We start from the raw sequence: 13873 nt of genomic DNA on the forward strand, positions 1-13873 counted from the left end.
CCCATGGCCAAGGAGAAGTTTGAGCGGAACAAGCCGCACGTGAACATTGGCACGATCGGCCACGTTGACCACGGCAAGACGACGTTGACGGCAGCGATCACGATGACGATGGCGGAGACCTATGGCGGTGCGGCGAAGTCCTATGCGGACATCGACAATGCGCCAGAAGAGAAGGCCCGCGGCATCACCATCAACACCGCGCACGTCGAGTATGAGACTGAGAACCGTCACTATGCGCACGTCGACTGCCCGGGTCACGCTGACTATGTGAAGAACATGATCACGGGTGCGGCGCAGATGGACGGCGCGATCCTGGTTGTGAACGCTGCTGACGGCCCGATGCCGCAGACGCGCGAGCACATCCTGCTGGCCCGCCAGGTTGGCGTTCCTGCGCTTGTTGTGTTCCTGAACAAGGTCGACCAGGTCGATGATGAAGAGCTTCTCGAGCTCGTCGAGATGGAAGTTCGTGAGCTTCTGTCCTCCTACGACTTCCCGGGCGACGACATTCCGATCGTTGCCGGTTCTGCGCTGGCCGCTGTTGAAGGCCGCGACGCGAACATCGGCAAGGACAAGATCATCGAGCTGATGGCCGCTGTCGACGAGTACATCCCGACGCCAGAGCGTCCGCTGGACAAGCCGTTCCTGATGCCGGTCGAGGACGTGTTCTCGATCTCCGGCCGCGGTACGGTTGTGACCGGCCGTGTGGAGCAGGGCATCATCAAGGTTGGCGAGGAAGTCGAGATTGTCGGCATCCGCGACACGCAGAAGACGACGGTTACCGGCGTCGAGATGTTCCGCAAGCTGCTCGACCAGGGCCAGGCCGGCGACAATATCGGCGCGCTGATCCGCGGTATCGACCGTGAAGGCGTCGAGCGTGGCCAGGTGCTGTGTAAGCCAGGTTCAATCACGCCGCACACGACGTTCGAGGCAGAAGCCTACATCCTGACCAAGGAAGAGGGTGGCCGTCACACGCCATTCTTCACCAACTACCGTCCACAATTCTACTTCCGTACGACGGACGTGACGGGTGTTGTGAAGCTTCCAGCGGACAAGGAAATGGTTCTGCCAGGCGACAACGTCAAAATGGAAGTCGAGCTCATCGCGCCGATTGCCATGGACCAGGGCCTGCGCTTCGCCATCCGCGAAGGCGGCCGCACCGTCGGTGCAGGCGTCGTCTCCAGCGTGACGAAGTAAGACCGACCTTTAGTCCAGTGGACTGAAAACAGGTTGGACTTGCCCCGGCAGGGGGCGACACAAGATCAAAGGGCTGTCCGTAAGGGCAGCCCTTTTTCATTGCCGAACGGTGCAGCTTCTGCTGAACACGGAGACATGCCCAAACGGATCGATTTCATGATTGCCGGGGTGCAGAAGGGCGGGACCACCTCACTCGATGCCTATCTGCGCCAACATCCGGATATCTCAATGGCGAAGAAGAAAGAGGTTCACTTCTTCGACAAGCGCCCCCCGACCGGCATCCGCCCACTCGATTACTGGATCTATCACCAGCAGTTTCACTGGAACGAGAAAGCCCGCGGCGCAAAGCTCGGTGAGGCGACGCCGATCCTGACCTGGTGGACGGGTGCGATGGAGCGGCTCTGGCGGTACAATCCCCACATCAAGGTCATCATGTTGCTGCGTGATCCGGTCGAGCGCGCCTGGTCGCATTTTCGCATGGACAAGCGCCTGCAGCGTGAAGGCGAGACCTTCTCCAACGCGATCCGCACCGAGCGCGAACGCGCCCGCCGCTCACTGCCCGGGCAGGATCGTGAACGTTCACAGGTCTCGCGCGGCTTCTACGCTCATCAGGTCCGTAATCTCAAACGGCTTTTCCCGGACGAGCAGCTCCTCTTCCTGCGAAGTGAAGACCTTTCGGCCAGCTCGCAGCCCGAACTGGACAAGGTCACTGACTTTCTCGGAGTATCGCGTTTCGTGTTTACCGAAGAGCCCCGGCATAATAGCGCGACCGATCGCGAAACCATGCTCCCAGAAGACCGCGCGTTGCTGCAAGATGCCTACGGCCTTGATGCGGAAGAGACCCGCAGTCTGCTCGGATGGGACAAGGGACCGTGGAGCGTCTGAAACGGTTTGCAGTCGCCCGCGCCGAAGCCTGTTGCACTCAGGCTCGTGATCGGGCATTACACCGCTTCGCCTGAGCGGGTATAGCTCAGCTGGTAGAGCGGCGGTCTCCAAAACCGCAGGTCCTGGGTTCAAGTCCTAGTGCCCGTGCCAGGCGATCTTCACCACATTGTCATGCCGTTTGCGAAGCTGCTGCGTTGATCGCCTCCGCAAATCACCTATCTCTATCCTCGATGACCGCGTTGCTCCGCCTTGCCATTCTAGGCTTCTTTGCGCTCTGCCTATCGGCAGGTCTGCTGGGCTGTAGCGTGTTTGCGCAGACAGCAGGTGCCGTCGAAGCCAGCTCGCACGTGGCTCCGACGGCGCACCACGCCCATGACCACCACGCGCAGCCCGCCGATCCTGCGAACCCGCCGGTCGGACATGCGCATCATGGCGACGATGGCGCACTCGGCTGTGAGGCGTGCGACCAGAGCCTGGTCAATCGCGCCTCAGCCACGCCGGACAAGGCGCTGGACGGCTCCAGCTTTCCGTTGCCGAGATTGGTGGTCCCGGCAAGGCTTCAACTTGAGCCGCCTTCTCAGGCCGTGCAGCAGACCGATTGGCCGCCCGGCCTGGACCCGCCTTTACGCGGCTTGACCCTCATCCAGCAGAAAATCAGCCTCCTGATCTGATCGCAGCGATCTTTGCCCCGCGCCGTCGCGCGCTGGCCGATTTCGCTCATCCTTCCATCAGACAACACGCTGAAAATCCATGTTCAACAGACGACATTTCCTCGGGATGTCTGGCGCAGCCATCGGCGCGACCAGCCTCCTTCCCGCCTGGGCCCGCAGTGCTGCCCACGGCAATCTCGGTCTGCCCACCCTGACAGGCACCGAGTTCAATCTCGACATAAGCCAGTTCCCGGTCCGCATTGATGGGCGCTCCGGCATCGCGACCGGCGTCAATGGCACGCTGCCGGCACCGCTCATCCGCTTCCGCGAGGGCGACGACATCACCATCAATGTGAAGAACAATCTGAAAGCCGACACCAGCATCCATTGGCATGGGCTTCTGGTGCCATTCTACATGGATGGTGTGCCTGGCGTGTCCTTCCCGGGGATCAGGCCGGGTGAGACCTTTCAGTACAAATTCGCCGTGCCGCAATCGGGCACCTACTGGTATCACTCGCATTCCGGCCTGCAGGAACAGGTCGGCCATTACGGGCCGATCATCATCGACCCGGCGGGCGCTGACCCGGTCGCATATGACCGCGAATACGTCCTTGTCCTCTCAGACTGGAGTTTCGAGAATCCGCACCGCATTTTCGCCAAGCTGAAGAAGTCTTCGGAATCCTACAATTTCAATCAGCGCACATTGGGTGACTTCGCTGACGATGCGGCCAGAGAAGGCTTTGGCACCGCGCTCGAAGACCGCGCCATGTGGGGGCAGATGCGGATGAGCCCGCGCGACCTCGCAGACGTGACCGGCGCGACCTATACGTATCTGATCAACGGCCATTCGACGCTCGACAACTGGAACGCCTTGTTTGAACCCGGCGAACGCGTGCGTCTGCGCATCATCAATGCGTCGGCCATGTCGATCTTCAACTTCCGCATCCCGGGCCTGCCGATGAGCGTGGTCGCGTCTGATGGCCTCAATGTCCGCCCGGTAGAGACTGATGAGTTCCAGATCGGTGTTGCTGAAACATATGATGTGGTCGTTCAGCCTGAGCGGGCAGGGGCGTATGCGATGGTTGCCGAATCCATCGACCGGTCGGGCCAGGCCGTCGCGACGCTCGGCAGTCAGCCGGGACTGCGCGCCGAAGCACCGCAGATCCGTGCGGTGCCCACCCTCACCATGAAGGACATGGCGATGGATCATGGCTCAATGAGCGGTATGGATCACGACGCGCATGACATGAAGGCGATGGATCACAGCCAGCACGATATGGGTGGTATGGACCATGGCGATCACGATATGAAAGCTATGGACCATTCAGGCCACGACACGGATGGCAAGGATCATTCCGGTCATGACATGGGCGGGATGGATCATTCCGGTCACGATATGGACGGTATGGATCACTCGCAGCATGATATGGGTGACGGTAGCGAGATGCAGATGCACGCGCACAAGACCGGCCCGGGCGTTGCCAACACGGCGATGATGCCCGTGAGCCGGCTGGACGAGCCGGGTATCGGCCTCGACGATGTGAACCACCGCGTGCTGACCTATTCGCAGCTGCGCTCGCTCGACATGAACCCGGACATGCGGGCGCCAGACCGCGAGCTTCAGATCCACCTCACGTCAAACATGCACCGCTATATGTGGTCGTTTAACGGGGTGAAATTCTCTGAGGTGAAGGAATCGATCCGATTGCAGGAAGGCGAGCGCGTGCGCTTCAATCTCGTCAACGATACGATGATGCCGCATCCGATCCACCTGCACGGCATGTTCTTCGATCTCGTGAATGGCGGCGGCCACCACAAGCCACGCAAGCACACCGTCATCGTCAAACCGGGAGAGAAAGTCGCCTTCGACGTTACGGCCGAACATGTCGGCGACTGGGCGTTCCACTGCCACCTTCTCTATCACATGCATGCCGGGATGATGAATGTAGTCTCGGTGATGCCGAAGGACGGAAATGTGCCGACGCCAACCTCACACGATCCGCATGCTGGCCACGACATGTCCTCAGGAAAGATGGATCATTCAGGCCATGAGGGACATGACATGCCAAAGGATGATCCCCATGCAGGCCATGATATGAGCAAGGGAGAGCACCACTGATGACCAACCGTTTCAGACGCACCCTTTGTCTTGGAGCCGCCAGCCTGCTCGTCATGCCCGCCGCCATTGCAGAGGAGGGTGATGCGCCCTGGTCAATGGCAGATGAGGTCTTCGGCGAGGAGGCAATGCGCCATTCGCGCGACCACCTGCGCCATTCGCATGGATCGATGAACACCTTCTATGTTCAGGCCGAGCGGTTCGAATTGCAGGCTTTCGACGACGAGGATGTGCTGCTGCTTGATGGTAATGCCTGGTATGGCGGCGATATCAACAAGCTCTGGCTCAAGACCGAGCTGGAATATCTGCCCGATGAAAGCGACCTTGAAGAAGCGGAGGTGCAGCTTCTCTGGTCGCGGGCCGTATCGCCCTATTTCGATATCCAGACCGGCATTCGCCAGGACTTCGAACCGCGGGGTCGGACCCACTTCGTCGCCGGTTTCCAGGGGCTCGCGCCATACCTGTTCGAACTGGACGGGGCGGCCTTTGTGTCAACCGACGGCGACCTCACCGCCCGAGTCGAGAGCGAGTATGAGCTTCTGCTTACCCAGCGCCTCATCCTGCAGCCGCGCGCCGAACTCGAACTGTCTGCGCAGGAAATTCCAGAGCTCGAGACCGGTTCCGGCGTAACGAGCCTCAGTGCAGGACTTCGTCTGCGATACGAAATCAAGCGCGAATTTGCCCCTTACGTCGGCGTGGAGTGGCAAAAAGCCTTCGGCGATACGGCTGACTTTGCAAAAGCGGCAGGGGAAGAGAGCGAGGCGGTCGCTTTTGTGATCGGCGTCAGAGCCTGGCACTGATCGATACCGATAGAAGCCATGGAGCCAGCCTGTTTCACATTTGAGACAGGCTGGCGTCCGTTTGTCCCTCGTGCCGGTCTTCACATCGTGATCAACTGCGCGCATGTTGAGGACAATTATGAGCGTCAGGCGATGCCCTGCGCGTAGCAATGAAATCAGGGAGATCAATCGATCATGAGTCACGAGGTAACAACGCATCCGGTTCCGGAAGCTTTCGCTTCCCAGGCCAATCTGACTCCGGAAAAATATCGCGAGATGTATTCTGCCTCGATTGACGACCCAGAAGCATTCTGGGGCGAGCATGGCAAGCGCATCAAGTGGATGACGCCGTACACGAAAGTGAAAGACGTCTCTTGGAATCGCGATGACCTTCATGTGCGCTGGTTTTCAGACGGCACGCTGAATGTCACTGAGAGTTGCCTCGACCGCCATCTGGAAACGCGCGCCGACAAGCCTGCCATTATCTGGGAGGGCGACGATCCGGAAGACAGCCACACGCTGACCTACAGGCAGATGTATCATGCGGTGTGCCGCTTCTCCAATGTTCTCAAGGAGATGGGGGTCAAGAAGGGCGACCGCGTCACGATCTACATGCCAATGATCGTCGAGGCTGCGATGGCAATGCTGGCCTGCGCGCGCATTGGTGCCGTCCACTCTGTCGTCTTCGGTGGATTTTCGCCTGAAGCGCTCGCAGGGCGGATTACAGACTGCGAATCGAAGTTCGTCATCACCGCAGACGAAGGCGTTCGAGGGGGCAGGATCGTTCCGCTGAAAGTGAACTGCGACAAGGCATGTGACCTTGCCAATGGCATGGTGGAAAAGGTACTCGTTGTTCGCCGCACTGGAAATGATGTGGACATGAAAGCAGGCCGTGATCTCTGGCTGCATGAAATTGGCGCTGACGTCGCCGACACCTGCCCACCTGAGCCGATGAACGCAGAAGACCCGCTCTTCATCCTCTACACTTCAGGCTCTACCGGCAAGCCGAAAGGCGTCCTGCATACCTGCGGCGGATACCTTGTCTGGGCTTCCATGACGCATGAATACGTGTTCGACCTCAAGGAAGATGATGTCTTCTGGTGTTCGGCCGATGTCGGCTGGGTTACGGGGCACACCTACATCGTCTACGGCCCCCTGGCGAACGGTGCGACCTCGGTCATGTTCGAAGGCGTGCCGACCTATCCGAGCGCTTCGCGCTTCTGGGAAGCGTGTGACAAGCACGGCGTAACCATTTTCTATACTGCGCCGACAGCGATTCGCGCCCTGATGCGTGAAGGTGACGAGCCGGTGAAATCGACCGACCGCTCCTCGCTCCGCCTTCTTGGCACGGTGGGCGAGCCCATCAATCCGGAAGCCTGGGAATGGTATTTCAAGGTGGTGGGTGAAGAACGCTGCCCGATTGTTGACACTTGGTGGCAGACAGAGACCGGCGGCACCATGATCGTTCCGCTTCCTGGCACAAGCGAGATGAAGCCAGGCGCCGGCTCTCATCCCTTCTTCGGCGTGCAGCCTAAACTGGTCGATGCAGAAGGACATGAGTTGCGCGGTGCAACCGAAGGCAACCTCATCATCACCGACAGCTGGCCGGGCCAGATGCGGACCGTCTATGGCGACCACCAGCGATTCATAGAAACCTATTTCTCCGCCTATCCCGGCAATTATTTCACCGGGGATGGCTGCCGGCGCGATGAGGATGGCTTCTACTGGATCACCGGCCGGGTCGACGATGTCATCAACGTTTCCGGCCATCGCATGGGCACCGCGGAAGTCGAGAGCGCTCTGGTGTCACACGACGCCGTCGCTGAAGCGGCGGTTGTCGGATATCCGCACGATATCAAGGGGCAGGGCATCTATGCCTATGTCACGACGGTTGCGGAAGTTGAGCCAAGCGATGAGCTGAAGTCGGAACTAGTCAGACATGTCCGGTCGGAAATCGGACCGATCGCCAGCCCGGACCTGATCCAGTTTTCCTCAGGGCTTCCGAAAACGCGTTCCGGCAAGATCATGCGTCGGATTCTGCGCAAGATTGCCGAGGACAGTTTCGATAATCTCGGTGACACGTCCACCCTCGCAGAACCGGAAGTGGTCGAGCAGTTGATCGAAGGTCGCCAGAACCGCAAGGCACATGCCTGATTTATCCCACAAAAAAAGAAGCGCAGGCCTCTCGGCCTGCGCTCACTCTTGATGTGCGTCCTCTGGAGAGGACCTCGTAAAGCCTAGCGAAGCATCGCCGTCGATACTGGCGCTGGCTGAACAGATTCGGCCTCTTTCTGAGTGTCAGCCGTGTCGGTTGCAACGCCAAGCCAGCTGATCAGAACAGCTACAAAGAAGTCGCGAACGGCGATCAATGCGGCAATCATGTTTCATCCACCTATTGAAAATCGATAAGTGCTTATACGCCCAAGACGCTTCAGAGGCAATTACAAAAGTAGCGCGGCGACAGCCGGACGGCTTAACGTCTGGATAAGCAATGCCTGCGTCTACTCGTTGTTGACAAGACAGGCAGGATGACCATGCACGCTCAGGCTGAAATCGATCTCGATCATTTGCTCTCCATGACGGGCGGCGACGCCGACCTTGCAGAGGAGGTTATTGATATTTTCCGCGAGCAGGCCGCCATCTGGTCCCGGCTGCTTGACCCTCGCGCTGATGCGAGCCAGTGGGCCGACGCCGCTCACACCTTGAAAGGCGCGGCCCTCAGCATCGGGGCGGACGACCTCGCCGAGGCATGCCGCAAGGCAGAGACAGCCGGTCGTGACCTGCCTCCGTCGGTCGCGGGTGCAGCCCTGCTACTGAATGAGGTGAAAGATCAGATCGCCATGACGCTCGAAGCGTGCGGGCGAGCAACTCACGCCTTGTCGAGGCCGGGTTTGAGGGCATCGAAGGCCTCGAACTCATAGGCGATGCAGCGGTCAATCAGGGTGCGCCACACCGGCTCGGCGATGGCGGGGGACAGACCCTGCTTCCTGGCCTCGGCGACGACCTTGCTGACCACATCTTCAATTCGTGCGCGATCATGCACGCTCTTGCGGGTCCCCTTGATGCGGGCGGCGGCATCCATGAAGGACTGGCGCTCCACGAGCAGCCTGACCAGTGCCCGGTCGAGACGGTCGATCTCGAAGCGCACGTCAGCCATGGTCTGCGCGGATTGTGCCGTGTGGCGGCGGGTATCGGGATCGGCGGTGTCTGTCATGTCGGCTCCTGATAGTCCCATAAGGCTTTCATTCATATAAGACGAGCCGCCAGACGTAGAGGTGTGGCGGCTCGACGCAGAGTTTCATTTGCGCTCGATTCGAGCCAGGCGGGCGCAGGCGCTAGCGCTCAATGAAGGCTGGCCCGCGGGCCTGGACAGGCGACCCGCTCAGGACGCCGCCTTGCTCGATCAGCATCTGGATGCGCTCATTCTCCAGAATGTCTGCAGCGCGCGACAGCGTGGCGAGGTCACCGGCAGACGATTCGGCCATTGGGCCGAGGCCCGGCAGTCCGCCCTGTGGCACGGGATAGAACATGATGCGGGTCTCTTCGTCTTCGCCAATTCCAGCGAGCTCGCGAGCCTTGGCCAGGGCGTCCATCAGCCCACCCAGCTGATCCACGATGCCGACTTCCAGACCGTCTTCACCAGTCCAGACACGACCCTTCGCGATCTCGCGAACCTCGGCTTCGCTCATGTCTCGTCCCTCCGCGACGAGCGAGATGAAGCGGTCATAGCCGCGCTCAAGCCATGCATGCAGCAGGCTACGCTGTTCCTCGGTAAATCCGTCAAGTGTCGTCAGGGCCCCGGCAAATGGACCACCAACCGTGATCGCTTCAGTGTTCACGCCGATCTGGCGAAGGCCGTCGGCCAGTGCGAACTTGCCGCCAAAGATACCGATGGAGCCAGTAATGGTCGTGCGGTTCGCCACGATCCAGTCCGCTCCCGTTGACACATAATAGCCACCGGATGCTGCATAAGCGCCCATGGAGACGACCACGGGCTTGTCCATTTCCTGCACGCGTTCGACGGCGCGCCAGATCTGGTCGGATGCGGTCGGAGACCCGCCTGGGCTGTCGACGCGGAACACGATTGCCTTCACGCGCTCGTTGCGACCGGCTTCCAGGATGGCACCTGCGATTGCGTCGGAAGCGAATGCGGCGCCGCCGCTGAAGAAATCGCCATCGCTGCCACCGGTCACAATCGGGCCTTCTCCGCCTACAATCGCAATGGCAGGCGTACCAAGCGGCGCTGTTGGCGGTGAGTATGACATGATGTCGATGATTTCGGTGCCTTCGCCGCCGCGCTCCTTGGCGGTGTCCATCGCGTCTTCGGGCCATCCAAGTTCGGTGGCGAGGCCGAGTTCAATCAGGCGGTCGGGGCTGAGCGGGGCAGCATTGAAGGCGTCCTTGACGGCCTGCACAGTCAGGCCGCGGTCTTCCGCAATGTCGGCAACCGTCGTTTCCCATAGCGATTCGGCCAGGACCGTCATGGCTTCGAGGTGGGCGTCGGTGAAGTCGGTCTGCTTGTAGACGTTCGGAGCGTTCTTGTATTCGTAGAACTGCTCGATCTCGGCACGAACATTGAGCTTGTCGAACAGGCCTTTCAGGAACATCGTTTCGAATGTGATCCCGCCAGGCAGGAAATCGCCGCCTGGCTGCACGACAATGTCGTCGGCGGCTGCCATGATGCGCATCATGGCCGGTCCGCCCGCATAGGTTCCCTGCGAATGAACGATCACGAACTTGCCCTCGCCGCGCAGCGCATGGATGGCCTGGCGCAATTCTTCCGCACGAGATGAGCCAACAGAGTATTCGCTGGCGCGGATAAGCACGCCTTTCACAGATGAGTCAGACTTTGCGGCATCGAGGCGGGTCAGCACGTTTACGAAGCCTTTTTCACCGAACAGCGCACCCAGTCCGCTGGTGGCCGGCTGGTCGGCCAGCGGATCGCGCAGGTCAATGGACAGGACGGTCGATTCCGGATTTTCGCCTCCTCCGGTCAGGGATGCGCCGGCGGAATTGATCCAGCCGCCAATAACTGCCGAAGCTATGAAGAAGAGTAGCACAGCGCCAAGAAGTGCGCCGATCACCGCACCTCCGAGTGCCACAAAAAAAGTCCGCACGACGAAATTACCTCCGAACCGCAAAATTTATCAATAAACGATATGAAGCATATCGAATAAAAGTAAAGGGCCGATGTCATACATCGATCGGATTGATTCCATCTGTCGGGAAACTGAATTGGTCGGAATAGGAGGATTCGAACCTCCGACCCCCGCCTCCCGAAGACGGTGCTCTACCAGGCTGAGCTATATTCCGAGCCAAGGCGAGGCCCTATAACTTACAGGGGGTGCAGTGACAAGCGGACCAAGTTTTCCAATCGCACAAATCAGCAGCTGTTTTTTGGTTGAGTTTGGGAGTTGCAAGGCGAAACCGGATTGAGTATGTCCCGGCCTTCTTCCGCTGTTGGGGTGTCGCCAAGTGGTAAGGCACCGGTTTTTGGTATCGGCATTCCCAGGTTCGAATCCTGGCACCCCAGCCACTCTTCTGAGTATCGCTATTTCCTGGCGCGTAAGGTTTCTGCCTTCCTGCCACGGTCATTGCAGGTTCGCGGACTTCAGGCTGATCAAACGTGGCGCTCCTGCCGTCAGAAAATGATCATGTCGCGATTTAGTCATGAAAATCAGTACTGTGATGCATGATTGTGCTTGCGCTACAATTCGGTAAGTTTTTTAAACGGTTTCTGAACGACCATTGATCCGGAGCGAAGCTGTTGCTAGCGTCCGGCGCGGTGGTCGCTTCGGCGGCCTGCATGGCGACAGCCGTAAATCTGAATAAGAAGAGAGTGCGCAGAAGCATTCCGAAAAATTTGGGGGAGGTTTCGAGGTGTTTCCGCATCTCCTCCTTCGACTGCGGACCTGTGTGTGTGTCCGATTTAGCAGAGTGGCGGCCCGCCAGTATTCAGGGGGCAGGGCCGCAATTGAAGTTTCACCGTGCACGAGAAGCACGACCATTCGGAGAGTGAGAGGCAAACCTCATGAAAAAAGTACTCACACCGGCGCGAGGTGCCGTAGCAGCGGCGCTAATTGCCGGGATGGCAATGCCCGCTGTGGCACAAGGCCAACTACGCCAGGCTCTTGAAACCGGCGAGCAAGCGACCCGCAAAGCCGAACAGGTACAGGAGCAGATCAACCAGCTGGACGATCAGCGCTCCGACATGGTCAGCGAGTTCCGTACCCTTCTGCAACGCACCCAGGCCGCACAACTCTATGCGCGCCAGCAGGAGAAAGTTGTCGAGAGCCAGCGTCGCGAACTGGCGTCGCTGGAAGAGCAGCTGGGCCGCGTCGACGAGATCACCGCTCAGACAACGCCGATGCTGATCGACATGATTTCGGACCTGGAAACCTTCATCCAGGCCGACCTGCCGTTCAAGATCAATGAGCGGACCGAAACCATCAACGAGCTTCGCACCGCGATGGAAAATCCGCAGGTGCCGATCGTTGAGCAATATCGCCTCATCATCGAAGCCTACAAGCGTGAGATGGAATACGGTCGCACGATCCAGACCTGGCCGGAAGAAATCGACATCGACGGCAATCCCGTCATGGTCGACATGTTCCTCTATGGTCGTGTCGCACTGGTCTATCTGTCCCCGGACAACAAATACGCCGCGCGTTATGATCGTGCGTCTAATGCCTGGGTGCCGGTTCAGAGCAAGTTCAAGGAAGACATCGCACAGGCCATCAAGGTCGCGAAAGGCACCACGACGCCTAGCGTTCTTTACGCTCCTGCGACGCGCCTGAATGTGTCGGCCCAGTAAGCGCCAGAGAATTCAGAGGAATATACAGATGAAAGTATTCAAAAAATCTCTGCAGGCCCTCGGCGCGACTGCGCTGGTCATGGGATCTGCAATCACCTTCTCCGCCCCCGCCACGGCTCAGGACGTCTCTCTCAGCGACATCCTCGATCTGGTGCGTCGGGACTCCCAGCAGATGTCGGCTGAAGACGAACGCCGTCTTCAGGAGTTCCGCCAGCAGACCGCCGAACAGGCCCGTCTGATGAGCGAGGCTCGCGGACAGCTCAACGCTGCCGAAGCCCGTGGCCGTGCCCTATCTGCGGAGTTCGACGAGAATGAGCGTCAGCTGACCCAACTGTCGGCAGAGCTCGAAACCCAGGCAGGTGATTTCGGTGAGCTTCTCGGCCAGTTCCGGACTGCAGCCGGCGAGACCATGCCGATCATTCGTGAGTCGCTTTCCAACTACGAATATACCGGCCGTGCCGAGCGCCTCGCCGAGGTTTCCGAAGCCCGTTCACTTCCGACCCGCGAAGACCTCGACGCGCTGCCGAAGGCGATGCTTCAGGAAATGGTTGCCCAGTCCGAGGTGAAGACCTTCACGGCACCAGTTGCCGGCGCAGGCCCTGACGCAACCATTGCTGATGTCGAAGTGATGCGCGTTGGTGTGTTCACCGCGGCGACCACAGATGACACTCGTTTCCTCGAGATCATCACGGCCAATACCGACGAGCCTTATCTGCGCGTCCTGAAAGCCCAGCCGGGCGGTGATTTCCAGGCTGCCATGAAAAAGCTGATCGCTGCCGACGAAGGTGAAGTCGTCATCACGCCGGTCGACCCGACCAAAGGCCAGCTCTTCGCAGTTGCCGGCGAAATGCCGGGCCTCGGTGAGCGGGTGAACCAAGGTGGTGTTGTGGGTTATGTGATCCTCTTCCTGCTGGCGGTTGGTGCAGCGTTTGCGATCTTCAAGATTGTCACGCTCTTCCTCATGGGCGGCGCGATGCGCAAAACTGCGAAGACCCGTCAGGCCGGAACCGGCAACCCGCTGGCTCGTGTCTTCGAAGCCTACGAAACCAACAAGCACCACGACATCGAATCGCTCGAACTCAAGCTCGACGAACAGATCCTGCGTGAGTCGCCGAAAATCGAACGCTTCAACGACATCGTCAAAGTGCTTGCCGCTGTTGCACCGCTCCTCGGTCTTCTCGGTACGGTTATCGGTATGATCATCACCTTTACCGCCATCACCAACTTCGGTGCCGGCGATCCGAAGCTGATGGCTGGTGGTATCTCGGTAGCTCTCATGACGACCGTTCTCGGTCTGGTCGCAGCGATCCCGCTGCTTCTGCTCCACGCTGTTGCAGCCTCTCTGGCCCGCGGCAACCAGCAGATTCTCGATGAGCAAGCAGCCGGCCTCGTCGCCGAGCGTGCAGAGTCCAACACGGGAGTGGCTTAACGCCAC

At 59.4% G+C, this 13873-nt stretch carries 12 protein-coding genes and 3 tRNA genes; 11 read left to right on the forward strand and 4 right to left on the reverse strand.

The window, feature by feature from the left end; translation table 11 throughout:
- The first annotated feature begins 3 nt into the window (after positions 1-3).
- The 7 genes from tuf (at position 4) to acs (ending at position 7778) form a co-directional block, all read left to right on the forward strand.
- Positions 4-1194: an elongation factor Tu gene (gene tuf / locus B8746_RS09435; protein WP_084391653.1), complete on the forward strand. Its 1191-nt coding sequence runs from the start codon at positions 4-6 to the stop codon at positions 1192-1194.
- 135 nt (positions 1195-1329) lie between these two features.
- Positions 1330-2079 (forward strand): sulfotransferase domain-containing protein, encoded by a 750-nt coding sequence (locus tag B8746_RS09440; protein WP_084393451.1) that lies wholly within the window; start codon positions 1330-1332, stop codon positions 2077-2079.
- A gap of 74 nt (positions 2080-2153) precedes the next feature.
- Positions 2154-2229: transfer RNA gene (locus B8746_RS09445), tRNA-Trp, on the forward strand.
- Between the two features lie 80 nt (positions 2230-2309).
- The gene (locus B8746_RS09450; RefSeq protein WP_084393452.1) at positions 2310-2750 is read left to right on the forward strand and encodes a hypothetical protein; all 441 of its coding nucleotides are present in this window, start codon (positions 2310-2312) and stop codon (positions 2748-2750) included.
- 79 nt (positions 2751-2829) lie between these two features.
- On the forward strand, positions 2830-4848 hold the full coding sequence (locus B8746_RS09455; protein ID WP_084393453.1) for a copper resistance system multicopper oxidase: 2019 nt from the start codon (positions 2830-2832) through the stop codon (positions 4846-4848).
- Positions 4848-5645, forward strand: a complete 798-nt coding sequence (locus tag B8746_RS09460; protein ID WP_084393454.1) for a copper resistance protein B — start codon at positions 4848-4850, stop codon at positions 5643-5645. The genes B8746_RS09455 and B8746_RS09460 overlap by 1 nt, the downstream gene beginning before the upstream one ends.
- Positions 5646-5819: 174 nt before the next feature.
- The gene (gene acs / locus B8746_RS09465; protein WP_084393455.1) at positions 5820-7778 is read left to right on the forward strand and encodes an acetate--CoA ligase; all 1959 of its coding nucleotides are present in this window, start codon (positions 5820-5822) and stop codon (positions 7776-7778) included.
- 83 nt (positions 7779-7861) lie between these two features.
- On the opposite strand, the gene B8746_RS17130 is transcribed toward acs, so the two are convergent.
- The gene (locus B8746_RS17130) at positions 7862-8005 is read right to left on the reverse strand and encodes a hypothetical protein (RefSeq protein ID WP_158084590.1); all 144 of its coding nucleotides are present in this window, start codon (positions 8003-8005) and stop codon (positions 7862-7864) included.
- A 147-nt stretch (positions 8006-8152) separates the two neighbouring features.
- Between B8746_RS17130 and B8746_RS09470 the strand changes: the two genes are divergently transcribed.
- On the forward strand, positions 8153-8545 hold the full coding sequence (locus B8746_RS09470; RefSeq protein ID WP_095380864.1) for an Hpt domain-containing protein: 393 nt from the start codon (positions 8153-8155) through the stop codon (positions 8543-8545).
- On the opposite strand, the gene B8746_RS09475 is transcribed toward B8746_RS09470, so the two are convergent.
- The 3 genes from B8746_RS09475 to B8746_RS09485 all read right to left on the reverse strand — a co-directional run bounded on the left by B8746_RS09475 (position 8494) and on the right by B8746_RS09485 (position 10937).
- Positions 8494-8838, reverse strand: coding sequence for a chorismate mutase (locus B8746_RS09475; protein ID WP_084393457.1), 345 nt, complete (start codon positions 8836-8838; stop codon positions 8494-8496). The genes B8746_RS09470 and B8746_RS09475 overlap by 52 nt on opposite strands.
- Positions 8839-8959: 121 nt before the next feature.
- A complete protein-coding gene (gene sppA / locus B8746_RS09480) occupies positions 8960-10741 on the reverse strand; it encodes a signal peptide peptidase SppA (RefSeq protein ID WP_084393458.1) in 1782 nt (593 codons plus the stop codon).
- Between the two features lie 119 nt (positions 10742-10860).
- Positions 10861-10937: transfer RNA gene (locus B8746_RS09485), tRNA-Pro, on the reverse strand.
- 148 nt (positions 10938-11085) lie between these two features.
- On the opposite strand from B8746_RS09485, the gene B8746_RS09490 reads away from it, so the two are divergent.
- From B8746_RS09490 to B8746_RS09505, 3 genes are all read left to right on the forward strand, one after another.
- Positions 11086-11160: transfer RNA gene (locus tag B8746_RS09490), tRNA-Gln, on the forward strand.
- Positions 11161-11655: 495 nt separating this feature from the next.
- A complete protein-coding gene (locus B8746_RS09500) occupies positions 11656-12438 on the forward strand; it encodes a DUF3450 domain-containing protein (RefSeq protein WP_084393460.1) in 783 nt (260 codons plus the stop codon).
- Between the two features lie 28 nt (positions 12439-12466).
- A complete protein-coding gene (locus B8746_RS09505) occupies positions 12467-13867 on the forward strand; it encodes a MotA/TolQ/ExbB proton channel family protein (protein WP_084393461.1) in 1401 nt (466 codons plus the stop codon).
- Positions 13868-13873 lie beyond the last annotated feature (6 nt).

The organism is Henriciella pelagia, from assembly GCF_002088945.1.
Lineage (GTDB): Bacteria > Pseudomonadota > Alphaproteobacteria > Caulobacterales > Hyphomonadaceae > Henriciella > Henriciella pelagia.

Bases quoted from the DNA above. Each gene is read 5' to 3' on its own strand.
- tuf (WP_084391653.1), top strand. From the start codon at position 4: ATGGCCAAGGAGAAGTTTGAGCGGAACAAGCCGCACGTGAACATTGGC.
- B8746_RS09440 (WP_084393451.1), top strand. From the start codon at position 1,330: ATGCCCAAACGGATCGATTTCATGATTGCCGGGGTGCAGAAGGGCGGG.
- B8746_RS09450 (WP_084393452.1), top strand. From the start codon at position 2,310: ATGACCGCGTTGCTCCGCCTTGCCATTCTAGGCTTCTTTGCGCTCTGC.
- B8746_RS09455 (WP_084393453.1), top strand. From the start codon at position 2,830: ATGTTCAACAGACGACATTTCCTCGGGATGTCTGGCGCAGCCATCGGC.
- B8746_RS09460 (WP_084393454.1), top strand. From the start codon at position 4,848: ATGACCAACCGTTTCAGACGCACCCTTTGTCTTGGAGCCGCCAGCCTG.
- acs (WP_084393455.1), top strand. From the start codon at position 5,820: ATGAGTCACGAGGTAACAACGCATCCGGTTCCGGAAGCTTTCGCTTCC.
- B8746_RS17130 (WP_158084590.1), bottom strand. From the start codon at position 8,005: ATGATTGCCGCATTGATCGCCGTTCGCGACTTCTTTGTAGCTGTTCTG.
- B8746_RS09470 (WP_095380864.1), top strand. From the start codon at position 8,153: ATGACCATGCACGCTCAGGCTGAAATCGATCTCGATCATTTGCTCTCC.
- B8746_RS09475 (WP_084393457.1), bottom strand. From the start codon at position 8,838: ATGACAGACACCGCCGATCCCGATACCCGCCGCCACACGGCACAATCC.
- B8746_RS09500 (WP_084393460.1), top strand. From the start codon at position 11,656: ATGAAAAAAGTACTCACACCGGCGCGAGGTGCCGTAGCAGCGGCGCTA.
- B8746_RS09505 (WP_084393461.1), top strand. From the start codon at position 12,467: ATGAAAGTATTCAAAAAATCTCTGCAGGCCCTCGGCGCGACTGCGCTG.